The sequence below is a fragment of the Stenotrophomonas sp. C-A genome (genome assembly GCF_054030835.1).
Genome location: NZ_CM132916.1, coordinates 2,512,315 through 2,535,769 on the forward strand (window position 1 = coordinate 2,512,315; position 23,455 = coordinate 2,535,769).

At 66.2% G+C, this 23,455-nt stretch carries 24 protein-coding genes and 2 pseudogenes; 18 read left to right on the forward strand and 8 right to left on the reverse strand.

The window, feature by feature from the left end:
* Positions 1-7: 7 nt before the first annotated feature.
* The 4 genes from ACW5IY_RS11795 to ACW5IY_RS11810 are packed head-to-tail and all read right to left on the reverse strand — an operon-like array spanning position 8 to position 2,055.
* Positions 8-238, reverse strand: a complete 231-nt coding sequence (locus tag ACW5IY_RS11795; protein WP_010485559.1) for a hypothetical protein — start codon at positions 236-238, stop codon at positions 8-10.
* Positions 235-660 (reverse strand): VOC family protein, encoded by a 426-nt coding sequence (locus ACW5IY_RS11800; protein WP_010485557.1) that lies wholly within the window; start codon positions 658-660, stop codon positions 235-237. The genes ACW5IY_RS11795 and ACW5IY_RS11800 overlap by 4 nt, the downstream gene beginning before the upstream one ends.
* A 10-nt stretch (positions 661-670) precedes the next feature.
* Positions 671-1,132 carry a helix-turn-helix domain-containing protein gene (locus tag ACW5IY_RS11805; RefSeq protein ID WP_010485555.1) on the reverse strand — a complete coding sequence of 154 codons (462 nt, stop codon included), beginning with the start codon at positions 1,130-1,132 and terminating at the stop codon, positions 671-673.
* A complete protein-coding gene (locus ACW5IY_RS11810) occupies positions 1,129-2,055 on the reverse strand; it encodes a LysR substrate-binding domain-containing protein (RefSeq protein WP_049433774.1) in 927 nt (308 codons plus the stop codon). The genes ACW5IY_RS11805 and ACW5IY_RS11810 overlap by 4 nt, the downstream gene beginning before the upstream one ends.
* 92 nt (positions 2,056-2,147) lie before the next feature.
* On the opposite strand from ACW5IY_RS11810, the gene ACW5IY_RS11815 reads away from it, so the two are divergent.
* The 5 genes and pseudogenes from ACW5IY_RS11815 (at position 2,148) to ACW5IY_RS11835 (ending at position 4,972) form a co-directional block, all read left to right on the forward strand.
* The gene (locus tag ACW5IY_RS11815) at positions 2,148-3,188 is read left to right on the forward strand and encodes a hypothetical protein (RefSeq protein ID WP_049433775.1); all 1,041 of its coding nucleotides are present in this window, start codon (positions 2,148-2,150) and stop codon (positions 3,186-3,188) included.
* Positions 3,185-4,066 (forward strand): TolB family protein, encoded by an 882-nt coding sequence (locus tag ACW5IY_RS11820; RefSeq protein WP_049433776.1) that lies wholly within the window; start codon positions 3,185-3,187, stop codon positions 4,064-4,066. The genes ACW5IY_RS11815 and ACW5IY_RS11820 overlap by 4 nt, the downstream gene beginning before the upstream one ends.
* Before the next feature lie 68 nt (positions 4,067-4,134).
* Positions 4,135-4,203 (forward strand): annotated as a pseudogene (locus ACW5IY_RS11825) (hypothetical protein); the annotation flags it as partial.
* Positions 4,204-4,248: 45 nt separating this feature from the next.
* A complete protein-coding gene (locus tag ACW5IY_RS11830) occupies positions 4,249-4,671 on the forward strand; it encodes a GFA family protein (RefSeq protein ID WP_239682872.1) in 423 nt (140 codons plus the stop codon).
* Positions 4,664-4,972 (forward strand): DUF6958 family protein, encoded by a 309-nt coding sequence (locus ACW5IY_RS11835; RefSeq protein ID WP_049433778.1) that lies wholly within the window; start codon positions 4,664-4,666, stop codon positions 4,970-4,972. The genes ACW5IY_RS11830 and ACW5IY_RS11835 overlap by 8 nt, the downstream gene beginning before the upstream one ends.
* Here the strand turns inward: ACW5IY_RS11835 and ACW5IY_RS11840 are convergent, their stop codons facing one another.
* Positions 4,973-6,328: a sigma-54 interaction domain-containing protein gene (locus tag ACW5IY_RS11840; RefSeq protein WP_049433779.1), complete on the reverse strand. Its 1,356-nt coding sequence runs from the start codon at positions 6,326-6,328 to the stop codon at positions 4,973-4,975. It abuts the gene before it with no gap.
* A 396-nt stretch (positions 6,329-6,724) separates the two neighbouring features.
* Here ACW5IY_RS11840 and ACW5IY_RS11845 point away from each other — a divergent pair, with 396 nt between their 5' ends.
* From ACW5IY_RS11845 to ACW5IY_RS11890, 10 genes and pseudogenes are all read left to right on the forward strand, one after another.
* Complete coding sequence (locus ACW5IY_RS11845) at positions 6,725-7,255, forward strand: hypothetical protein (protein ID WP_049433780.1); 531 nt, start codon at positions 6,725-6,727, stop codon at positions 7,253-7,255.
* Positions 7,252-7,869, forward strand: a complete 618-nt coding sequence (locus tag ACW5IY_RS11850; RefSeq protein ID WP_049433781.1) for a hypothetical protein — start codon at positions 7,252-7,254, stop codon at positions 7,867-7,869. Before ACW5IY_RS11845 ends, ACW5IY_RS11850 begins: the two co-directional genes overlap by 4 nt.
* 43 nt (positions 7,870-7,912) lie before the next feature.
* Positions 7,913-9,229 carry a hypothetical protein gene (locus ACW5IY_RS11855; RefSeq protein ID WP_049433782.1) on the forward strand — a complete coding sequence of 439 codons (1,317 nt, stop codon included), beginning with the start codon at positions 7,913-7,915 and terminating at the stop codon, positions 9,227-9,229.
* Positions 9,230-9,329: 100 nt separating this feature from the next.
* The gene (locus ACW5IY_RS11860; RefSeq protein WP_049433783.1) at positions 9,330-10,034 is read left to right on the forward strand and encodes a C39 family peptidase; all 705 of its coding nucleotides are present in this window, start codon (positions 9,330-9,332) and stop codon (positions 10,032-10,034) included.
* A 12-nt stretch (positions 10,035-10,046) separates the two neighbouring features.
* Positions 10,047-10,796: a hypothetical protein gene (locus ACW5IY_RS11865; protein ID WP_049433784.1), complete on the forward strand. Its 750-nt coding sequence runs from the start codon at positions 10,047-10,049 to the stop codon at positions 10,794-10,796.
* 46 nt (positions 10,797-10,842) lie between these two features.
* Positions 10,843-12,135 (forward strand): transporter, encoded by a 1,293-nt coding sequence (locus ACW5IY_RS11870; protein ID WP_049433785.1) that lies wholly within the window; start codon positions 10,843-10,845, stop codon positions 12,133-12,135.
* A gap of 93 nt (positions 12,136-12,228) precedes the next feature.
* Positions 12,229-13,071: an NAD(P)-dependent oxidoreductase gene (locus ACW5IY_RS11875; RefSeq protein ID WP_049433786.1), complete on the forward strand. Its 843-nt coding sequence runs from the start codon at positions 12,229-12,231 to the stop codon at positions 13,069-13,071.
* Between the two features lie 101 nt (positions 13,072-13,172).
* Positions 13,173-14,312 carry an SPFH domain-containing protein gene (locus ACW5IY_RS11880; RefSeq protein ID WP_049433787.1) on the forward strand — a complete coding sequence of 380 codons (1,140 nt, stop codon included), beginning with the start codon at positions 13,173-13,175 and terminating at the stop codon, positions 14,310-14,312.
* A gap of 20 nt (positions 14,313-14,332) precedes the next feature.
* Positions 14,333-15,685 (forward strand): membrane protein, encoded by a 1,353-nt coding sequence (locus tag ACW5IY_RS11885; protein WP_049433788.1) that lies wholly within the window; start codon positions 14,333-14,335, stop codon positions 15,683-15,685.
* A pseudogene (locus ACW5IY_RS11890) lies at positions 15,682-15,939 on the forward strand (hypothetical protein). Before ACW5IY_RS11885 ends, ACW5IY_RS11890 begins: the two are co-directional and overlap by 4 nt.
* A gap of 98 nt (positions 15,940-16,037) precedes the next feature.
* Here ACW5IY_RS11890 and ACW5IY_RS11895 read toward each other — a convergent pair.
* Entirely contained in the window at positions 16,038-16,934 is an 897-nt protein-coding gene (locus ACW5IY_RS11895; RefSeq protein ID WP_049487021.1) for a tyrosine-protein phosphatase, read from the reverse strand.
* Positions 16,935-16,951: 17 nt separating this feature from the next.
* Entirely contained in the window at positions 16,952-19,249 is a 2,298-nt protein-coding gene (locus ACW5IY_RS11900) for a TonB-dependent receptor (protein ID WP_049437420.1), read from the reverse strand.
* Positions 19,250-19,363: 114 nt separating this feature from the next.
* On the opposite strand from ACW5IY_RS11900, the gene ACW5IY_RS11905 reads away from it, so the two are divergent.
* Complete coding sequence (locus ACW5IY_RS11905; RefSeq protein ID WP_010485518.1) at positions 19,364-20,008, forward strand: TetR/AcrR family transcriptional regulator; 645 nt, start codon at positions 19,364-19,366, stop codon at positions 20,006-20,008.
* Positions 20,009-20,055: 47 nt separating this feature from the next.
* Here ACW5IY_RS11905 and ACW5IY_RS11910 read toward each other — a convergent pair whose 3' ends face one another.
* Positions 20,056-20,310, reverse strand: a complete 255-nt coding sequence (locus ACW5IY_RS11910) for a hypothetical protein (RefSeq protein WP_010485516.1) — start codon at positions 20,308-20,310, stop codon at positions 20,056-20,058.
* Positions 20,311-20,535: 225 nt separating this feature from the next.
* Between ACW5IY_RS11910 and ACW5IY_RS11915 the strand changes: the two genes are divergently transcribed.
* Both ACW5IY_RS11915 and ACW5IY_RS11920 read left to right on the forward strand, forming a co-directional pair.
* A complete protein-coding gene (locus tag ACW5IY_RS11915; protein WP_049437422.1) occupies positions 20,536-21,495 on the forward strand; it encodes a cation diffusion facilitator family transporter in 960 nt (319 codons plus the stop codon).
* A 233-nt stretch (positions 21,496-21,728) separates the two neighbouring features.
* Positions 21,729-23,438, forward strand: a complete 1,710-nt coding sequence (locus ACW5IY_RS11920) for a sensor domain-containing diguanylate cyclase (RefSeq protein WP_010485511.1) — start codon at positions 21,729-21,731, stop codon at positions 23,436-23,438.
* Positions 23,439-23,455: the final 17 nt, after the last annotated feature.

The following is a 23,455-nucleotide window of genomic DNA, read 5'->3' on the forward strand; positions in this document are numbered from 1 at the left end:
CCCGGCGTCAACCCGCAGCGCCCTGCCCGGCGCTGCGGCACCTGCCGCTGTAGTGCAGCGCAAACAGGTACAACCCGGTGAACAGCTGCAGGAACAACGGCGGCAGCGGCGCATAGGTGATCCACGCCGCCGGCTCGCCCTGCCCCAGCCCGCGCGCCACGAAGTTGGCGATCACGGCCAAGGTGAACACGATCGAGGTCCAACGATGCACGGGCCGTGCCCAGCCACCGCGGCTCATTGCCGGCGCCTCGCCTCGGAACGGGCTTCGATCATCTTCCAGCCATTGCCCGATGGGTCGCGGAATCCGGCATCGATCGCACCGAATCGCTCGATCGGCTCCTGGGTGAATTCCACGCCCTGTGCCAACCACTGCGTGTAACGCGCCTGGCAGTCATCCACAGCCAGCACCAGGGGCGGCATTGCGCCTTTGGCCACCAGCTGCTGCAGCGAAAGCGCGGTGGCCGCATCGTGGGTGGGCGGACCCGGCACGAACAGGCCCAGCTGGAAACCGTCCTGGCCCGGGCTGCGTACCGTCAGCCAGCGGTAGCTGCCATTGCGCACGTCGGTATGCACTTCGAAACCGAGCTTGCCGACGTAGAACGCCAGCGCCTCATCCTGGTCGCGCACATACAGGCCGACCGTGTTCACAGAATTCGTCATGGGACCTCCCTCAGGTGGGGTCCACGTTAGCAACCAGCCCACGGCGGCGCTTCTCCAGAACTGCGATCTTCAGGTCCGGGCGCTGCGCGGCGCGTGCGTGGCATTCCGGCACACTGGTCGACGCCGCCTGGCCAGCACGCTCACGCTCGCGCACAGTGCCCGGGCTGTCACCGGTGATGTCACGGAAGATGCGGCCAAAGGTACCGAGGCTGCGCCATCCGGTCTGCGCGGCGATTTCGGTCACCGCCAGATCGGTATCACGCAGCAGCGCCACCGCCCGTTCGATGCGGCGGCTGAGCAGATAACGGTGCGGCGGCAGCCCGAAGGCCTGCTTGAACGAGCGGGCGAAGTGCGCCGGCGACACCGCACTGACCTCAGCCAGACGCGCGACGGGCCATTCCTCATGGCTGGCCCGATCCATCCGGTCCTTGGCGCGCAGCAGGCGCCGCAGCAGTTCGGGGCTCTGGCTCATGGCATTACCGCCCGGGCCAGGTAATGGCGGGCTGCATGCCGCGCCTCGGCGGCCTGCTCGACCAGCCAGTCACGGAATGCAATGACCTTGGCACTGCCACCTCGCGCCGTGGGTGCCACGAACCAGAAGCTGCGACCGTCGCTGGCGACCCCCGGATGCGCCTGCACCAGGCGCCCGCTATCCAGCTCGGCCTGGAACAGGATCGGCGAACCGATGGCAATGCCCTGCCCTGCGATCGCGGCGCCGACATCCAGATGCTCGACGGCAAAGGGCGCGACGAAACTCTCCGGTGCCGGTGGTGGCATGTGCCCGTGCGCGGCAAACCACAGGGCCCACCAGTCCGGCCGCCCGAGCAAGGGAATCTCCAGCACGCTGCTGCCCAGCCCACGCGCCGTCGGCAGCAGCGCCGGCGCACACAACGGTGTGAACACGCTGGGAAACAAAGGAGTTGCCTGAAGACCTGGCCATCCGCCCTGGCCATTGCGGATGGCCGCATCGAAGTGACCGGCGGCCAGATCCTGCGGCGCTGCCGACAGGTCCAGCTCCAGCACGAACTGCCGGTGGCGGGCGCGGAACGTGCCCAGTCGCGGCGTCAGCCAACTGGTGCCCAGCGTGGGCAGTACAGACAGGCGCAGTCGCGCCGCATCCATGTCTGCGGCGCGCATGAAGCTGGCGCGCAGTGCATCGAATGCCCGGGTGGCCTCCTGCGCGACGCTGGCCCCCGTCGCCGTCAGTTCTACGTGCTGTGCATGGCGCAGGAACAGGCAGGTACCGGTCTGGGCCTCCAGCCGCCGCACGTGGTAGCTCACCGATGCCGCGCTGGTGTCGAGCTCTTCGGCGGCACGCGCGAAGCTGCCCAGCCGCGCCGCCGCCTCGAAGGCACGGATGGCGGCAAGCGACGGAAGCTGGCGTTGGGTCACCATAAGTGTGGCTTAGCCTGAGCCCCGATATCTGCGTGGTCAATCCCCCCTCGTGCCCGCAACGATGGAGGCACCTTCGGTAGCGGATCACGCACATGGATCGACGGCAGTTCCTGGCCACTTTGGCCGCCGCGGCAGCGTCCACCGCCCTGCCCTCCGGGTGGGCCCTGGCCAGCCACAGCGAAGATTGGACATGGTTGCAGGGCAACTGGCGGGTCCGGCACCAGCGCCTGAAGGAGCGCCTGGTGGGCGATACCCGCTGGGAGTCTTTCACCGGCTCCAGCGCGGTCTGGCTCACCCTGGGCGGGCTCGGCACCATTGATGACAACGTCATGGCGCTGCCTTCGGGTCCCTACAGGGGGCTGGGCGTGCGTGCATTTGATCCAGTGTCTTCCACGTGGTCGATCTGGTGGATCGATGGCCGCAATCCTGCCCATATCGAAGCCCCCGTGCGCGGGGGCTTCGAGGGCGATGCCGGCAGCTTCCGTGGCACCGACCGGATCGACGGGCGCCCCATCGATGTGTGGTTCCGCTGGCATGACATCCACGGCGAGGAGCCGTGGTGGGAACAGGCGTTCTCCGACGATGCCGGTGCGCACTGGGAAGTGAACTGGCGCAACTGGTTCCGGCGCACTGCTGCGGTCCCCGCTCCGCTTCCGAAGCTGCCGGATGCACCGGGCGATTTTGATTTCCTGGCGGGCCATTGGAACGTGCGCCATCGTCGCCTGCGCGCTCGGCTGGCAGGCAGCGATGCGTGGGACGCGTTCAACGGCACCCTGCACAACTGGCCGGTACTGGGAGGGTTCGGCAACGTGGGTGACAACCTGATGGACGTGCCTGGAGCACCGCTGCGCGGCATGGGCATCCGTGCCTGGAATGCGGCGGAGCAGCACTGGCTGAGCTGGTGGCTGGATGGCCGCGAGCCGACCCGGATCGGCGCGCCACTGCGCGGTAGTTTCGAGGCCGGTGTCGGCCGCTTCTTCGGCGAAGAACAGCACGACGGTCGATCAATCCAGACCCGGGTGATCTGGTCACGCATTACCCCGCATTCGGCGCGCTGGGAACAGGCGGCCTCGACCGATGGTGGACGCAGTTGGGAAACCAACTGGGTCAGCGACTTCGAGCGACAGGCATGAAGGCGCTGTTGGCCGTGGTGCTGCTGGTTGCTGCGTCGCCTCCTGCGTCTCCATCCAGGGTGCTGCAGATCTTCGGCCCGGCCGAGCGCTTTGCCCCGGGTGTTGCATCCACGCGGTACGACGAGATTCGACTGACCTTGAGCCCGGACGGAAAGACCGCGCTGTGGTTCAGCCGCAACCGGCCCGGCGGTCCGGGCGGGTATGACATCTGGGTCGCCCGCAACGATGGGCAGCGCTGGCGGCCGGCGACGCCGGTCTCGTTCAACACGCCGGGACGTGACTTCGATCCCGCCTTTTCCGCCGATGGCCGCGTGGTGTTCTTCTGTTCGGATCGCGCAGGCGGCCAGGGCGGCGACGATCTGTATCGGGTCAGCATGGGGAGCGACGGTCGATTCGGGGAGCCGATCAATCTTGGCCCCGCAGTGAACAGCGCAGCCGATGAGTTCGCGCCGATGCTCTCGCCGGATGCAGGCACGCTACTGTTCTCCAGCGATCGCGCAGGCGGTGCGGGTGGTCATGACCTCTACATTGCAGCGATGGTCCGTGGCATGGCGCAGCCGGCACGGCCGCTGCCGGGAGACCTCAATACCGCAGCGCAGGAGTTCGATGCCACCTTCCTCGGTGACGGCCGCACGGTGGTGTTTGCCCGCGCCCTGGACTTCGGCAGTGCACCGGTGCGCCAGTTCATTGCCTACGAGCGTGGAGGCCGTTATGACGCCGGCCATGCGTTGCCCTCCCCCTTAAACGAGGCCTCCGGCGACAGCTACGGCGCGATGCTGGATGGCTCGCAACCCGGCAGCTTGACCTATTCGGCGCGGCGCGCGGACGGTGCAGGGTTGGACCTGTACCGCGTCCGCTACCGGATGAAGCGCCCTTGAAGGCGGATGGTGTCGATTCCCGGCGCCCCGGTTCGTCGAGAGGATGACCACCCAAGGAGAAAATGCAGATGCCCTCCCATCAGTTCCTTGCCTGCACCTGCGGCCAAGTCCGCCTGACCGCCACGGGCCGTCCCATTGCCACCGTCGAATGCTGCTGCGACAGCTGCCGCAAGGCCGGCGCCATGCTGCAGGCGCTGCCCCGCGCACCGGACGTACTGGGCCCGCATGGCCAGTCGCTCTTCGTAATGCATCGCAAGGATCGCGTCAGCATCGATGCCGGACATTCCATGCTGCGTGCTTTGCGGTTGTCCAGCAGGGGCGGCAGCCGCCGCGTACTGGCGGGATGCTGCAATACGCCGCTCTTCCTGGAGTTCAGCGGCGGCCATTGGCTGAGCCTGTATGGCCTGTTGTGGCCGGCATCGACAAGACCTGCCGTGGAGATGCGGACCATGGTCAGTGATCTTCCTGATGCGTCTGTGCTTCCCGACGATGTGCCGAACCTGAAGACCCGGTCGCTGCGCTTCTATGCCCGGTTGATGAAGGCGTGGATCGCCATGGGCTTCCGCAGCCCACGCATCGAGGTCGCGGGAGATACCCATGCCTGAGCCCGAACGGATCGAGATCGAAAGCATCACCACGCCCGGGCACATCCAGCGCGTGGATCGCGCCAAGTACCTCGCCATGCGCCATGCCTTGCTGCGGGCGCTGCCTGCGCAACCGCCCGGCCTGACCGTTGCGCAGGCGAAACAGGCACTGCTGCCGCACCTGCCCGCCGCGCTGTTCCCGGCAGGTGCGACCGCCGGCTGGTGGTTGAAGGCCGTGCAGCTGGACCTGGAAGCCAAGGGCGTGATCGAGCGCGTCGCGGGCAAACCGTTGCGCCTGTTCAAGCACCTGGCGGCCGGCTGATCAGCGCTGTGCAGGTAGTTCCAACCGGTGCTTGCGGCACAGGCGATACACCGTGACCCGCGATATCTGCATCTGCCGCGCGCACTCGGAGACGTTGTAGCCGGTCTGGCGCAGGGTCTGCAGCAGTACATCGCGCTCGGCCTGGCCGCGCGCATCGTGCAGCATCGCCGCGGGCAGGACCGCTACCGATGCGCCCAGCTCCAGGTCACGCTCACTGATCAGCTCGCCTTCGGCCATGATCGCTGCACGCTGCACACGGTTCAGTAGTTCGCGTACGTTGCCGGGCCAGTCGAAGCGCCGCATCGCCTGCAGTGCAGCCGGTGCGAAGCCGCGCGCACGCACGCTGTGGCGCAACCGGAAGCAGCGCAGGAAGTGCTCGGCCAGCAGCTGCACGTCGGCACCGCGCTCGCGCAGCGGTGGCATCAGCAGGCGCAGCACGTTCAGGCGGTAGTAGAGATCGCTGCGGAACCGCCCCTGCGCCACCGCGTGTTCCAGTTCGACGTGGGTCGCGGCAAGTACCCGCACATCTGCGCGCAGCGGCTGGCTGCTGCCCACGCGCTCGAAGGTTCCCTCCTGCAGCACGCGCAGCAGACTGGTCTGTGCCTCTGCCGGAAGATCGCCCACCTCATCAAGAAACACCGTTCCGCCATGGGCCGATTCGAACACGCCGATCTGCCGCTTGTCGGCGCCGGTGAAAGAGCCACGTTCGTGGCCGAACAGCTCGGACTGCACCAGGTTGGCCGGAATGGCCCCGCAGTTGACCGCGATGAACGGCTTGCCCGCGCGTCCCGACAGCGCATGCAGCGCATGTGCAGCCAGTTCCTTGCCTGTGCCGGTTTCGCCGGTGACCAGCACCGGCAGTTCCACCGGCGCGAACTTGTGCAGCACGGTGCGCACCGCATGCAGCGCAGCGCTTTCGCCAATCAATGCGTGCGGTCCGTACCCACTGCAGGTTGCATCGACAGGCGGATCATCCGCATCGAACTGCTGGCGCATCGCGCAGACCAGGTCCTGCAGGCCGAACGGCAGCGTGAAGCGCGCGCCGCATCGCTGCAGCAACGGCAGCCAGGCCGGCGATGTGGGTCCGGCCCCCGGAGGCAGTACCGCCAGCCAGGGCAGATGCTGGTGCTGCTCGATCCACGGTGCCAGCAGCTGCAGCGCCGCCGCATCGAGATGGCGCAGATCGAGTACGGCGAGCAATCGATCGCGCCCACGCAGGCCTATCGCCATGGCGGGATCGGGATGGATGCTGCGCACATACCAGCCCGCTGCCGCCAGCGCACTGCGCTCGTTCGCCAACGGCTCGCCAAACCAGAGCACGCAACGTGACGTAGAAGCCTCCGGGACCGCTGCCATGCTTCCCCCAGCATCCGGACACCGTCGGCGGACTGTCAGGCAATCGCCGGCGTGCCGCCCCCCGCCGGGACCTCTACGGCCACCGGGGCGGCCTTTGTTGGGCGGATCCTAGCGCTTCCCTAAACGGCGGCGCAATGAGCAATGCGTCAAGAAATTTGTGGATGAACCGGCACTGTTGCAGACGGCGGCGCCACCTGTAACACCCATGCAACAGTTGCACGCCGCCCTTGCCCTGCGGTGCCTGGGGCTTCGAAATTCCAACGATTCCCCGACGTGCCTGTAACACCGTGGCAGCAGCACGGTCAGGAGCTGTAAGGTCCCGACATTGGCGGGTGGGCACTTCCAGGTTGGCACGGTTGATGCGTGGTTCCGCCGCACCCACCGCGGGAGATCGGCATGGACGGCACCACCCTGATTCGCGGCCTGGCCGCAGCACTGGCAATAGCCCTGCTGTCGGTTGGCGCGGACGCATCCGCGTCCGGCGCCCGCCAGGGCGTGAAGGCACAGCCGGGCGAAATCGTCCTGTTGCGGGACGTATCCGCGCGGCCGGCCTATCGCATGGCACCACCGGGCATGGCGCTGATTGCCGACCCGAAGCCACAGCGCGAGATCGCCACCGCATTGGGCGCCGGTGGCACGACGAACGGCATGGACGAGTTGAGCGATGAGGACTATGCCGGCATGGGTGCCGGCCAGGCAGCGTCCGTCGCGACACCGGGCGGCACTACCGTTGAACGGGTCACCCAGCAGGCCCTGGGCGGCACGCTTGGCCGCGGTGGTGATGGCATGGTCGGCAGCAACCTGGGAGGCGCCATGAGTGGTCCGCTCGGTGCGGTCGGCAGCAGCACCCGCGGTATCGCCGGTACCGTGCGCGGCGCACTGGCCCAGTTCCCCCTGCAGGGCACGGCCCCGGCAGGTGGAAGATGAAGGCCCTGCACGGCTTGCTTCTGCTGCTCGCTGCCGCGCCCTGGGCAACCCGGGCCGATGACTACAGCGGCATGCTCGCCTATCTCGACGTGGCCCGCATCGACGGCCACGCACTGGCCGGGGCGACGGGTGCCATCGCCGTGAACCAGGCCGCCGGCGACCTCAACGTGCAGGCCAACCTGCGGGGCATCGCCAAGGGCGATCGCGCCGACGTGGCGATCAATGCCCGGCAGCTGCAGCAGGGCAACCGCGTGCTGTCCGGGCCGCTTCAAGCCACCGCGTTCATTGGCGGTGACGCACTGGCCGGTGCCAGTGGCATCGCATCCATCAACCAGGCCAGCGGCATCGCCAACACGACGCTCAACGTCGTCAGCGCGACGCTGGCCCGACAGGGCATACGCGAAACCGACGATACGGCCTTGGCCGCCGAGGGTTCCGCGTTGGCAGGGGGGCGGGACGACACCGGTCGCGGCATCGCGACGGGCACCCGCAGCGCCGGTGTAGCCAGCACCGCACTGCGGGGATTCGACGGGGTCCTGCAACTCAATCAGATCGCGGGCAACGGCAACGACACGGCCAACGTACTGGGCCTGGTCGTGCACGACCGCCCGTGACAACCACCCAACCGATGCACCACCTGATGAGAGAGAGGGCACCATGAAAGCGACCGTCAAACAGACCATGCTCGCCATGGCGATTGCCACTGCCTCGACCGCCGCTGCGGCCAATGGCTGGGACAACCAGAACGCCAACGCGAACATCAACCACAACCACACCGTCAGCGAGACCCGCAACGACACGCACAACCATACCGACAACGACGTGCGCAACCGCACCGTCAACGTCAATGTGCAGAAGCACAGCAACATCCAGGCCGACGAACGCAAGGAAAAGAACAACCACGGCGTCGACGTGAACCTGGAGAAGGACCTGCGGCTGAGCACCGACATCAATTTCTCCGGCGACCCGAACATCACCGGCGACATCGACCTCGACTCGGCGGCCATTGCCGTGATCGACAACCGCCAGTCGATCAGCAACAACGCCACCAGCAACAGCCTGGTCACCAACAGTTCGTCCATCGGTGACAGCGTGGGTGCCGGCGCATCGGGCAATCTCGGCTTCAACGTGGTATCCGGCGACAACAACGCCCAGGACAATGCCGCGTCGTTGTCCGCTGCCGATGCGTCCTTCAGCTTCGGCATGGCCGACGCCGAGGTGTTCGTCAACCAGGCCGGCTTCGGCAACGCCACCATGAACTCCGGCGTCACCAACGCCGCAGGTCTCGGCGGCAACGCCTTTGGCGGCGCGTCCGGCAACATCGGCGTGAACATCGCCTCGGGCAACAACAATGAGCAGAAGAACGCGCTCGCGGCCTCGGTAGCGACCACGGCGGTGGCCCAGTCGAGCATCAGCTCCAACCAGGTCTCCACCGGCAACACGGTCAGCAACGCCGGCTTCGTGCAGTCCTACACCGATACCGTGCAGGTCGGCATGCGTGGCGGCGTCAGCGGCCTGACCCTGGCCTATGGCGCGGGCACTTACCGCGGCACCGGCAACGCCTACCAGATGGCCAATTACTACCTGGATACGTGGAGTGGCGAGCTGCCGCACCCGGGTGGCAACAGCACCGGCCATATCGATCTGGACAACCAGATCCAGAACGCCACGATGAACCCCAACCGGCCGGGGGTGGGCGGCCTGGGCTTCGATACGCGTGAGAGTGGCACCAGCCAGTTCGTCGAACTGGGCGTGGCCGACCTGTATGCCAGCCTCAGCGGCACGGTCAGCACCACGCGCTGGGTGAACGTCAACGCGACCAACACCTCGGCGTTGTCCGGCAGTGCCTTCTCGGGCGCCTCCGGCAACATCGGCGTGAACGTTGCTGCGGGCACCGGCAACCTGCAGGCCAACAGCCTGGCCCTGGCAGTCGCCCAGCCCAGCACCGGCGGCGGTGGTGGCAGCGGCGAGTAAGCGCAACACCCCGGCCGTCCGCCAATGGCCGGGTTTCCGGGAGCCCCTGTTCCTCCTCCCCCTTGGGACAGGGGCTCCCCCCTGCTGCCGGAGAACGTAGATGATCCGTTGCCCTCCATCGATGCGCCTGCTTGCCTTCCTGTTGCTGATGGGCACCGCATCGGCATGGGCGGGCGAGGTCCACTTCGCCGGCGTACTGCCCAATGGCGCGCTGCTGCAGCAGAAGGTGGAGAGCATGCAGGAGCGGCGCTACCGCAACGTGGTGCGCCAGCACACCGATTACAGCTGCGGGGCGGCCGCATTGGCGACCATCCTGCGCCATGCCTATCACCTGCAGACCGACGAAGCGACGGTGATCGAAGGAATGATGGGGGTTTCCGATCCAGCGCTGGTGGCCGAGCGCGGATTCTCCCTGCTCGACATCAAGCGCTACGTGGAATCGCTGGGCATGCGTGGCCGGGGCTACCGCATCGATGAAACACGACTGCGCACCCTCCGCGTGCCAGGACTGGTGCTGATGGACGTGCGCGGCTTCCGCCATTTCGTGGTGCTCAAGCAGGTCCGCAACGGCATCGTGGAAGTGGCCGACCCGATCCTCGGCAACCGCAGCCTGACGCTGCCGGAGTTCCTGGCTGCCTGGCCATCGCGTGCGGTCTTCGTGGTGATCGGCAGCGACTTCGATCGCAATACCGTTCTTCTGCAACCCAGCGAACGGCCAAGTGCCCGCGCGCTCTACGCGCGGCAAGGGCCGATCACCGATGCCGAACTGGTCGACTTCGGCTTCAGCCATGCCGACCTGTTCTGAGGAGGTACGACCATGTTCCGTCAACACGTATGGATGGCTCTGCTGCTGATGGCCCCTGCCTTGCCCCTGCTGGCCGCCGACGGCAGGACCGGGCGTGGCCTCACGGAAATCCCCGACCCGGAGCTGAGCCTGATGCGGGGGCGCTACACCGTGGGCGGCAACAACGTTGCCTGGTTCGGGGTCACCATGGTGTCGCAGTGGCAGGCCAGCAACGGCACGACCCTGCAGGGCAGCCTCACCCTGGGCATGGACTTCCGTGGTGGTGGCGCGCCGAAGCTCAGCTTCCAGCCCAGCGTGCATGTCACGGCAGCCGATGCGCCGCTGCCCGATACCCGCGGACGCAGCATCGACAGCAGCGGCCTGGCCAACGCCAGCGGCCTTGTGCAAAGCGTGCAGGTGGCCGGCGATGGAAATGTCGCGCGCAACGTCACCACGCTGACCGTCCGCGAGGATGGCGTACCGGCTGTTCTCTCTGATGGCGCAGGCAACGTCACCGCGCAGCGGGCCGGCGCCAGCGCGACGGCCGTGCTGGAAGGCAACCAGGCACGCCTGCTGCTGCAGGTGGATGGCCAGGGGCTGGTGCAGCAGTGGATCCGCAATGGCAGCGTCGGCCAGGGCATCGCCCTCGCCGGTGACGGCCAGATCGCCAGCAACCAGCTGCGGCTGGAGCTGGTGCGCAACGCCGTGGGCGGCAACCTGCCGTTGAGCCAGAACGTGGCCCAGGCCATTGCGTTGAACCGCGGCATGGGGCCGGGCCAGTAGCAGGGCCTGGCATTGGGGGAAACGCTCCACAACGCAGGACACGAACATGCACACCCTGATGAGGATCACCCCGTTGGCGCTGGCGGCGCTGGCGGGCACCGCCCTTGCCGCGCCGCCGACGTCTGACGATGGCGCAGACGTGCAGGCCCTGGCCAACCAGCTGGAAGAGCTGAAAGCCAACTACGCACAGGAAGTGCGGCGGCTGCGCGAACTGGACATGCAGGTGCAGGCCATGCAGGCACGCTTGGGCGGGCGGGTTGGCCCAGCCTCGACCCCACCGGCCGCGCCGTTGGCGCAGGCGGCGGCCGCCGCGGTTCCACCGAGCAGCGAGGGCTACGCCAGTACCGCTGCCGAGGCCCAACAGGCCAAGCAGGAGTCGCGGCGCAGCGTGGACGACGTGAAGCAGCAGCAATCGGCCCTGTTCTCCCGTCGCTTCACCATCGAGAACAGCCTCACCTACGCCCGCTATGACCGCAAGCAGCTCACCCTCAACGGCTTCCTCGCGTTGGACGCCATCTTCCTCGGCAATATCGCCATCGAGAACGTGGAGTCCGACTCGCTGACCTATAACGTGGCGGCCCGCTGGGGCGTCAGCCCGAACCTGACCCTCAACCTGGATGTGCCCTACCTGGCGCGGCGCACCGTGTACCAGAAAGGCGGCGCCGGCGGTGCAGCGGCCGCCATCGCGCAGGAGCAGACCAACGGCAACGGCCTGGGCGACATTGGCCTGAGCGCGAACTACCGGCTGTTCGGCGAACGCGGCTGGCGCCCGGAGACCGTGCTCACGGCCGGTGTCACCGCCCCCACCGGGCGCGCGCCCTACGGCCTGGACTGGAAGGTGATCGAGCGCGATGACGACGACTACATCCGCTTCGCCGTGCCGCGCGAGCAACCCACCGGCAACGGCGTATGGCAGGCCAACCTCGGCCTGTCGATGGTGAAGACCGCTGACCCGGCCATCCTGTTCGCCAACATCGGGTACGTGCACTCCATCCCTCGCGGCTTCAACGACATCGACAGCAATCCGGATACGGTCAACCCAGGCGACGTGAAGCTGGGCGGCTCGGTGTACTTCGGTGCAGGTGTTGCCTTCGCATTCAACGAGCGGACCAGCCTGAGCCTGTCCTTCAGCGACCGCATCAGCGCCCGCGCCTCCACCCGCTTCCAGGGTGGCAAGTGGATGAAGGTGATCGGCAGTGACGCCAATGCGGCATCACTGAACCTGGGCGTGACCTATGCGTTGAACCAGCACACCACGCTGGTGACGCTGCTGGGCATCGGGCTGACCCCGGATGCGCCGGACTTCACGCTGGCGTTCAAGATTCCTTACATGCTCTAGCGGCCACTGCCCATGGCATGATGGGCGCTCTGCGGCCAGCGGACGTCCATCATGCGCATCGGATTCCTGGGACTTGGAGTGATGGGAACGCCCATGGCGGCCCATCTGGCTCGCGCAGGTTACGAGGTATGCGGCTGGTCGCGCTCCGACCGCAACCATGCGGCCGCGCGCACCGCCGGCATCAACGTCTGCGAGGCGGTGGACGAGGTATTCGCGGCCTGCGACACCCTCATCCTGATGCTGGCCAATGACGATGCCATCGACAACGTGCTCGATCGGCATGGCGCGGCGTTTGGCGAGCGGGTCGAGGGCCGCCTGCTGATCAACATGGGTACCAGCTCGGCAGCGTACTCACAGGCGCTGGCCGAACAGATCCGTGCCGCGGGCGGCCGCTACGTGGAAGCGCCGGTGTCTGGCTCACGCGTGCAGGCCGAAGCGGCGCAGCTGGTGATCCTGCTGGCCGGTGCCGATGTCGACCTCGCGGCAGCCGCCCCACTGGTTGCACCGATGGGCAGGCAAACGGTGTGCTGTGGTGCAGTGCCGTCCGCACTGCGCATGAAACTGGCGGTGAACCTGTACCTGATCACCTTGGTCACCGGCTTGGCCGAAGCGGTGTACTTCGCCGAAGCACACGGCATTGAGCTTGACCGCTTCGCGCAGGTGCTCAACGCAGGGCCGATGGCCAGCGAAGTATCGCGAATCAAGCTGGACAAAATGATCCGTGGTGACTTCAGCGTGCAGGCGTCGATCACCGACGTGCGCAAGAACAGTGGGCTGGTAGCCGCTGCCGCCCATGAGGTGGGCATGCATGCGCCCTTGATCGACGCCAGCGACGCGCTGTTCGCACAGGCACTGGCGTCCGGATCGGGGGCGCTGGACATGGCGGCCGTGCTGCAGGCGGTACGGGCCGGGCCAACAGGCACTGGCCGGCGCTGATCCGGATTCATGTTCCGGCACTACTGCCGTCCTCCACCGCTGCTATATTCAGTCCAGCTCGGCAGGCATGGTGCCTGCCTTCGAATCACAGGGAGTTGGTCATGGGTCTGGTACAGGCGGTGAAGGGTGCGGTTGGCGGTGTGCTGGCCGACCAGTGGAAGGACTTCTACACCGTGCCGGCGGGCCTGCCGTCCACGGCCGCCCTGTTCGCGGCGGTGCCGCAGGGCACCAACGCCGGCCGCGGCTCCAACACCAGCGGCTCGTCCAACATCATCAGCAACGGCTCGAAGATCATCGTGCCGGAGGGCTACGGCCTGCTGCTGTTCCAGGACGGCGCGATCACCGCGTTCGTCGCCGAACCGGGTGGCTACGAGTGGCGCTCGGACGATCTGAACTCGCAGTCGATCTTCGCCGGCGACGGCCTGGTCAGCACCTTCATCAAGCAGAGCTGGGAGCGCTTCAAGTTCGGCGGCCAGCCGGGTTCGCAGCAGGCGGCCTATTTCGTCTCGCTGAAGGAACTGCCGGACAACCGCTTCGGCACCCAGTCGGAAATCTACTGGGACGACGGTTTCCTCAACACCCAGGTAGGGGCGGTCACCCGTGGCTCGTACACGCTGAAGATCGTCGACCCGATCCTGTTCGTGAAGAACTTCGTGCCGGCCAGCTACCTGCAGCCGGGCCAGGTGTTCGACTTCACCGATCTGGACAACGCCGCCGCCAGCCAGCTGTTCAATGAAGTGGTCGGTTCGCTGGCGCCGGCCTTCAGCCTGTATACCAACGATCCGGGCAAGGGCAACCGCATCACCAAGCTGCAGCAGGACTCGCTGGGCTTCGCGCAGAGCCTGTCGGCCGCCGTTGAACAGGGCTACCAGTGGAAGTCCGACCGCGGCCTGGCCATCGTCAAGACCGCCATCGTCTCGATCGAGTACGACGCCAACACCCGCGAGCTGCTGAAGACCGTGCAGCGCGCCGATGCGCTGTCCGGTTCGCGCGGCAATTCCAACCTGCAGGCCAGCGTCGCCCAGGGCATCCAGTCGGCCGGCGAAAACGGCGGCGCGGCAGGTCTGGTCGGTGTCGGCATGGCGTCTGGCATGTTCGGTGTCGGCGGCATGCAGCAGCCGGTCACACCGGCCGCAGACGATCCGGTGGCCAAGCTGAAGAAAGCCAAGGAAATGCTGGACCTGGGCCTGATCACGCAGGGCGACTATGACGCCCTGAAAGCCAAGGCACTGGGCCTGTAACGGCAGGACGCACACCCAACATGTCCGATCCCCGAAACGGCCCACCGCCGCTGCCCGGATCCGCGCCCGCGACGCCGCCGCCCTTGCCGGCGGCGTCGTTGGATGGGCCCGGTTCGCCGCAGGACGTCCCTCCCCTGCCCGGCAGCTTCCCGCTGGACACCTCGAAGCTGCCGCAGGCCATCCGCGATGAAGTGGAAGCGCCCGACCCTGTGGCCATCGATACCTCGGCCAGCGAGCTGAAGGACGGCCTCAACCGCTGCCCGAAGTGCGGCGCAACCGACATCCGGCCGAAGGCCGGGACCGATATCCTGGTCTGCCTGTACTGCCGTCACGAATGGCATGGCGCGCGGGTCGAGGAAGAATTCGGCCTTGGCGAAGCCATCGACCAGCTGCGCGGTACGGTCATCGCCTCTGGCGCACGTGACATCGATGCCGACACCTCGGCACTGATGACGTTCAAATGCACCGGTTGCGGCGCCGAAGTCACGGTCAATACCGAGAGTACGATGACGGCGCGCTGCCACTGGTGCCGCCACGTCTTCGGCGTCAACGAGCAGATCGCCAATGGCGCGGTGCCTGATGCGGTGCTGCCCTTCCATATCAAGAAAGACGATGCGGTCGCGCGCATCCGCCAGTTCGTCGACAAGCGCCGCATGTTCGCGCTGAAGGCGTTCAAGGACCAGTTCACCCCGGAAAACGTGGTGGGCGTGTTCCTGCCCTACATGATCGTCGACAGCAATGTCAGCGCGGCCGTGGCCGGCAAGGGCGAGATCCAGACCCGGCAGTACACCGTGGGCAGCGAGAAGAACAAGCGCACCCTGTATGACGCCGACGTCTACCAGGTCGAACGCCAGGTCGATTTCACCGTCGACGATCTTCCGCTGGAATCCTCGGCCGAGCGCGGCAATCTGGATACCCGCGCCAATACCAACAACATCATCAACACCATCCTGCCGTTCGATACCAAGAACGCGGTGAAATGGAACGCTTCGTACCTGGCCGGATTCACCTCTGAGAAGCGCAACCTCGACGTGGAGAAGCTGCGGCCGCGGCTGGAAGACCAGCTGCTGTCAATTGCCCGCGCACAGGTGGAAGGTTCGGTGAAGCGCTACAACCGTGGCGTGCGCTGGGAACAGGAACAGCTGGAGGTGCATGGCACCCGCTGGGTGTCGATGTACCTGCCGGTTTGGTTGTATTCGTACCACCAGCCCGGCAGGAACGGCGGCATGCTGCACTACATCGCAGTGAACGGCCGTACCGGCGAAACCATGGGCAGCGTGCCCGTGCAGCAATGGAAGATGCTGCTGGCGGCCCTGGCCACCGGCACCGTCATTGAAGCCCTCGCAATTGCCTTCCTGGTGGCATCGACATGAGTGACGACAGTGGCCTCTGGCTGTTGGCGGCAGGTCCAGCCGGCGCGACCGCGCTGTACTGGGCGCTGTACCGCTATTAACGCAACACCGACAAATCGCATTCCTTCGAGCACGAGACCGAAATCGAGGCGCAGCCCGTGACCGGTTCGGACCAGAAGGTCGACCGGATCACCGGCACCGAGGACAAGCGCATCCGCGGTGACAATGTGTATGAGTACCGGAAACGGGTGGTAAGGGTGAAACCCGATCAGTAGAGCCAGGCCGCCTGGCTGCGGGTAATGCCGGCCGCTGGCCGGCATTCCTTCGGTCTCTGGACGTCAAAGGGGAGCCGGCCAGCGGCCGGCAATACTTATCAGCCGGCCTGCCCCAGCCGCACCTTCAGCTGCTGGATCTCCTGCTCGCTGACCCCGATCGCCTTCAGGTAGCCCTCCGCTCCACCGTACTGGCTGTGCAGCGCCGCCAGGAACTGCTCCATGTTGCCCGGCGCGGTACCGGCCATGCCCGCCATCTTGCGGCCGATCTCCGGGTTCTGCTTGACCAGCGCCATGATCTGCGCGTTCATCGCGCTGTCCTTCGGCTGCCCCTCCAGGTAATGCGCGGAGATCGCGTAGTTGTGCACGATCTCGGCCTTCGGCACGCCGGCCAGGTCCAGCAGCAGCCCGGCGATGATACCGGTGCGGTCCTTGCCGGCCGTGCAATGGAACAGCACCGCACCGTCCTGCTGCGCGGCGATGCGCTGGAACACCTGCTTGAACTGCGGCTGGCTATGGCCCAGCCACTGCACGTAGGCTTCGCCCAGCGAATCCGGGAAGCTGGTCATCATCTTCTGCAGGTCCATCTTCTCGGTACCCATCAGCGAGATGCGCTGATAATCGAAACGATCATCGCGGGCCAGGAGGTCCGGCGACTGTGCTTCCTCATCGGCGGTGCGCAGGTCGATGTCCAGCTTCACGCCCGCGGCAACCAGGGCATCACGGTCGGCATCGGTCAGGCGGCCGAGGTCGGCGGTACGCACGAATGCGTCGGCCGGAATCGGGCCGTGGCGGCCTTGAAGGCCGGCGAACGTACGCACGTTCCAAGCGCCCTGCAACGGGATCACGCGCTGCGCATCTGCCGCAACAGGCTTCACATTGGCGGCGGCGGGCACCTTCGTGGAAACGGCCTGCGGCGCATCAGCGGCAACAGCCGTCGCGGCCATCGGCAGGCTCAGCATCAGGGCCAGGGCGAGTTCGGTATGGCGGGTCTTCATGGGGCTCTCCGTTGGAATCAGAAATTGACGGCCACTTCCAGGCCGAAAGTGCGCGGGTCGTTGAAGATGCCGCTCTGGCCCAGCGCCGCGCTGTTGATCTTGTAGAACAGGTGCTGCTCATCGAGCAGGTTGCGTGCCCACAACGAGAACGACATCGTGGTGCCGGTGCTGTTGACCGGAACATCCACCAGTGCCACCCGTGCATTCACCACGAAGGAGCTGTCGGTGAGCATCTGGTCGTACTCGCTGGTGTAGTAGCCATCGGACCAGTTGCCATCCACATGGAACTTCAGCGCCGAGAAGTTGGCGAACGGCACCAGGTAGTCCACCGACAGGCTTCCTGCATTTTTCGGGGCCAGCAGCGGCTGCACGGTCACCTGCACGCCGGCGCCGAACGGGTCCGTTGCGGTCTGCGCATCGATCTTCGTGTAGGCGTAGTTGAGGCCGAGCGTGAGGTTGTCCATCGGCATCACGTTGAACTCCAGCTCCGCACCCCGGGACTTGCCATCGCTCAGCGCATTGGTGGTGACCATGGTGGTGCGGGTTTCACCGCTGTTCGGGTCGAACGGCAGCGAGAAGTCCATCTGCTTGTGCGCGATGGTCGAATCGAACACGGCCAGGTTCAGGCGCGCACGGTTGTCCCAGAACTGAGACTTGAAGCCCAGCTCATAGGCCGTCACTTCCTCCGGACCGAAAGCGGTGTAATTGGTCGAGCGCGAGTTGGCACCGCCGGCCTTGAAGCCGGTGCTGTACTTGGCATAGACCATTGCGTGCTCGCCAAGGTCGTAGGCGATGTTCACCATCGGGTCGAAGCGGCTCCAGCGGTCCTTGAACGCAAGGTTCGTTGCCGCGCCATTGACGATGTACAGGCTGCCTTTCTTGTCATCACGGGTGTAGCGACCACCCGCCGTCAGGTGCAGGCGCTGCACTGCTTCCGGCGTCCAGGTGGCCTGGCCGAACACACCCAGGCTGTCGGTCCACGCCTTGCTGGCGCGGTCGATCCGCACCCGTGAAAGATCCAGCGGGTTGGTCGCCGGGTTCACCGTATAGCTGTTGCCACCCGGCCCCCACACCAGCATGTTCGGGGTCTGCGCATTGTCGCCGGCGGTCTCGTGGTAGTAGAACGCACCGCCCAGGAACTGCACCTGCGAGGTGTTGCCGATCAGCTGGAATTCCTGGCTGTACTGGTGCTGGTAGACCTGCGCCAGGCTGTAACGGCCGAAGGGCGTGCCGGCGCCACCGTAGGCCGAAATCGCATCGACTAGGCCCATGTCGAACTGGCCCTGGGTCAGTTCGCGGTAGGAACTGATCGATTTCAGCTCAAGGTTGTCATTCAATACCCACGACAGGTTCAACAGATGGCCACTGGTGCGGCCGATGTTGTCTTCCTGCGGCCCGCCCAGGATGGCGCTGTCGCGGCGGTCCTGGCTGGCACCGGCCTTCTGCAGCGGGCTGAGGTACGCGCTCGGCACCAGCACCTGGGTGTGGTATGGCGTGGTGGCGTCATAGGAGCGATCGAACGCGTACAGCAGCGAGAAGTCATCACTCGGCTGCCACAGTGCGCTCAGGCGTGCGCCGCGCTTGTCGTAGCTGTTGAAGTCGCGCTCGCCGTGCATCGGGTTGTCGGTGGTGCCGCCGCGCTTGGCCTGCACGGCGTCGATCTTGAAGCTGACATCGCCCACCTTGGGCAGGTCCAGGTGCAGCGCGCTGTTGTAGCCGCTGAAGTTGGACACCCCCGCGCTGACGCTGCCGCCAAACTCGCCGGTCGGCGCCTTGGTTACGATGCTCACCGCACCGCCTTCGGTATTTCGGCCGAACAGCGTGCCCTGCGGGCCCTTCAGCACTTCGATGCGCTCCACGTCGTAGAGCATGCTGCCCAGGCCCTGCGCACGGCCCATGAACACACCGTCGACGTAGATGCCGACGCCGGCATCGCGTGCGGGTTGGTTGGCGTCGCCGGAGGCGCCGATGCCACGGATGCCGATGTTCAGTGCAGAACTGCGGGTGGCGAACGGTGTGACCCGCAGCGACGGGATGGAACCATCGGACAGGCTGCCCAGCGAGATCGCGCTGCGATCCTTCAGCGCTTCGGCATCGACCACCGACACCGAGATCGGCGTCTCCTGCAGGTTGGTAGCGCGCTTCTGCGCGGTCACCATCACCTGGTCGAGGGCGACCACGGTGCGCGCTGCATCAGCGGATGCGCTGGCATCTGCGGTTGGACTTTCTTCGGCATGGGCCAGCGCCGGCAGAGCGGCAGCGATGGCGAGGGTGAGCAACGGGCGGTGCAACGTGGCGTGGCGCATCGGACTCATTCGCGGAAGGAGAAGGCCGGCGCAGTCTGGGAGGCGGGAATTACAAATGAATGACCGTTCATTCACACCTTTTGTGACGTACTATCCCGCCTCTGGACGCCCTGACCTCACGCAATGACGCCGAAATCCGCCGTAGCCCTGACCTCCGAAGATCCCGCTGCGGCCCATGCCGAGGCCCAGCGCCGCCGCATCCTCGACGCCGCGCAGAAGTGCTTCATCACCCGCGGCTTCCATGCCGGATCCATCGGCGACATCGCTGCCGAGGCCGAGATCAGCCAGGGGCTGATGTACCGCTATTTCGCCAACAAGCGCGCCCTGATCCTGGCCCTGATCGAGCGCCAGCTGCGCCACGACCAGGCCTCGATCAGCGAGATGCCCGCAGCCTCCGACCTGGTCGACGGGCTGCTGGAGTGCTACCAGCAATGGGCGCGTGGTGAGGTACTGCCGATTCACGGCAACGCGATTGCCAGCGTTGCGCTGTATGCGGAGATCAATGCCGAGGCCCATCGCGATCCGGAGCTGGCCGCTGTGCTGCGTACCCACGACAAGCAGACCAGCGCCGCCATCCAGGCCTGGCTGCGACAGCGTGATGCGAGCCTTGGCCGGGCGCTGGACGAAGAACGGATTGCCGGCCGCACCCTGTTGCTGCGGTTGCTGGTGGAGGGACTGGCGATGCGTGCCGTGCGCGATCCGGACCTGCCGCCGGCGCGGGTACGCGCCCTGCTGGCCGATGCCATTGGGCGCGTGATGGCCGATTGAACGGTAGTGCCGGCCGCTGGCCGGCACCCCGGGCCCAAACGGTGGTATCAGATGAAGACGCGGGCCGGCAGAGCCTTCTGCGCGGCCTGCGCGCTCGCCCTGAAGTACCAGGACGCCAGCGCAAGAAACCCCATGACGATCAGCAGCCCGTATCCAGGGGGTCCCCAGCTTGCGATCGGGGCTGCACTTGCCGCTACGAGAAACTTGCCACCCGCAGCGAGCAGGAGGGTGTTGGAGATCCGCGCGACGCTGGCGCAGAGCAACAGAATGAGGAGGGCGCACCAGGGAAGTTTGTGATTCATCGAAGTCTCTTCAGGTTATGGAAAATGGTCAACGTCGTTTCGAACAGGGTTGCCAACGAGGACTGACCCCAGCGTAGGGCCTGGCGTCCGCAGTCACGTCGTCTAACCGGCTTGATCGCAGTGGCAGTTAGGCGCCAGCCCGGCCCGGCACATCGGACACCTGCACATCCCGGGAACATCCCCGTCCGGAAGATCAGGCATCCACCTGCCCTCCCCCTTGCCTTGATGTCTGTCCCCACCGGTTCCCGTCTGGTCATCTACGCCGCACTCGCCGGCAACCTCGCCATTGCCATCGCAAAGTTCATCGCCGCCGGCATCTCCGGAAGCTCGGCCATGCTCAGCGAAGGCGTGCATTCGCTGGTCGACACCCTTAATGAACTGCTGTTGCTGTATGGACTGCGCCGTGCCGGAAAGGCACCGGACCCGGTACATCCATTCGGCTATGGCCGCGAACTGTATTTCTGGAGCTTCATTGTCGCCCTGCTGGTGTTCGCCGCCGGTGCCGGCGTTTCGGCCTACGAAGGCATCCAGCACATCCGCCGGCCGGAGCCAGCTACCAACCACGCGTTGAGCTACAGCGTGCTGGGCATCTCCATCCTGTTCGAGGGGGCTTCCTGGTGGGTGGCGCTGCGTGAGTTCCGGCGCACCAAGGGCAGACTTGGCTACTTCGAAGCGTTCCGCCGCAGCAAGGACCCGTCCACCTTTACCGTGCTGCTGGAGGATAGCGCGGCCCTGCTGGGCCTGGGTTTCGCACTGACCGGACTCGTGGCCGCCCAGGCCCTGGACATGCCGGTGCTTGATGGTGTGGCGTCGCTGTGCATCGCGGGCGTGCTTGCCGCCACCGCCTTTCTTCTCGCACGCGAAACCAAGGGACTGCTGGTGGGTGAGCCGGCCCATCCTGCGGTGGCTGAGCGGATCATGGCCGTGGCCGAAACCGATCCAGACCTGCGCCGCGCCAATGGCGTGACCACCATGCAGATGGGACCACAGCAGGTCGTGGCCATGCTCAGCGCGGAATTCGAGGATGACCGGCGCACGCCGCAGATCGAGGCCTGCATCACCCGCATCGAAACTGCAGTGAAGCAGGAGTTTCCGGAATTGGTGGCACTGTTCGTCAAGCCGCAGACGCCGGAGGTCTATGCTGCCCGGCGCGCTGCACTGGCCACGCCGCCAGCACCGGACTGATGATGTCTCTGTACGCGCTTTGCCCTGCAGATCCTCTGATGCAAGCTCCGCCGGCGCGCGCTCGTTCGCGACCACCGTCACGCTTTTTCACCCCTCGCGTGCAGTTCGCAAACGCAGGCGGAAGCGCGTCACGTCGGCATCACCTCACCGTAGCGATACATAACGTGGTGCGCACTAGCGTAGTACCTGACAGCCGCCGAAGCCGCCCTCGCCACCCAGCCCTGCAAAGCGCCATGGACGAAGCCGACCGCCTGCTTGAAATCGACCGCCTGCACCTGCTCGACACGCCGGCCGAACCGGTGTTCGATGCAATCGTTGCTGCCGCCCGCGCAGCTACCGGCATGACCATGGGCCTGATCTCGGTGGTGGCCGAGGAGCGCCAGTGGTTCAAGGCCAATATCGGCCTTGAAGGTGTCAGCGAGACTGCACGCGACATCTCGTTCTGTACTCATGCCATCGAGCAGGACGAACTGTTCGAGATCCCGGATGCCCGGCAGGATCCGCGATTCTCCACCAACCCCCTGGTGACCGGTGGCCCGCGCATCCGCCACTACGCGGGAATCTCGCTTGGGTCGGCGCAGGGTGCCCGTATCGGAACACTGTGCCTGCTCGATCCGATGCCTGGTGTACTGTCGCCCTCGCAGCGCGAACTGATGGTGCATCTGGCGCGGGTCACCACCCAGGTGCTGGAACAGCGCAGCACCCTGATGGCACAGGTCGGCCAGGCCAAGGCACTGCACCGCGAACTGAAACGCAGCGAGGACTTCCTGGAACGCACCAACCGCGCGGCACGGGTGGGCGGCTGGGAGATGGACCTGCTCTCCCACGAAGTGCGCTGGACCCGCGAAACCAAGCAGATCCACGGCGTGCGCGGCAACTATCAACCCACGTTCGACACCGCACTGTCCTTCTATCGGGAGGACAGTCGCAACATCATCCGCAGCGCGGTCCAGCGCTGCATCGATGAAGGCACCTCATGGGAAGTGCAGCTGCCGATGACCACCGCCGATGGGCGCTCCATCTGGACCCGGGTGGTCGGTGGCCGTCAGCAGGTGGATGGGCACCCTCGTCTGGTCGGCGCCATCCAGGACATCACCGAGGAGCGTGCCGCGCTGGATGCCCTGGAGGCGAGCGAGACGCGCTACCGGCGCCTGTTCCACTACAGCCTCGGCCTGATCTGCACGCACACGCTGGAGGGCGTGCTGACATCGGTGAACCCGGCGGCCGTGCAGTCGCTGGGCTTCGATGAGACTCATATGATCGGGCGCAGCCTGTGCGATCTGATGCCTCCCGAGAAGCGTGCTGCATTCAAGGCCTATCTCGCGCGGATCACGGTCAACCACACCGATGCCGGCGTCATCGAACTGATCGCCGCCGATGGCACCCGCCATTTCTGGGCATATCACAACGTGCTCGACAGCGAGGCGAACCCTCCCTATGTGCTGGGCCATGCGCAGGATGTGACTGCACTGCGGATGCAGGAGCAGCAGCTGCGCGAGATGTCCTTCAAGGACCCGCTGACCCAGAGTTACAACCGCCGCTTCCTGCCGCGCCTGGACGAGCTGGTTGATCAACCCTGGGCCTGCCTGATGTTCGATCTGGATCATTTCAAGCAGATCAACGATACGCAGGGCCACGCGCGAGGGGACACGGTGCTGGTCGAGTTCGCCGCCTTCCTGCGCGCTCCACTGGGGGCGATGGAAAGCGTAGTGCGCATGGGCGGCGACGAGTTCATGGTGGTGCTGACCTGCCCGGAGCCGGGGCGGTTGGCCGCGCTGGAGCAGTGGTATACGCAGCAGGCCGGTCGGTCACCCACGCCCTTCTCACTGGGTGCGACCCACCACGCCCCGGGTGAGTCGGTGGCCGACACCCTGCAGCGTGCCGACAGTCGCCTGTACCGCGAGCGCGCACGCGTGCGCACGCACCCGCGACCGGCAACCTGAGACTCTCCCCGCAGCGG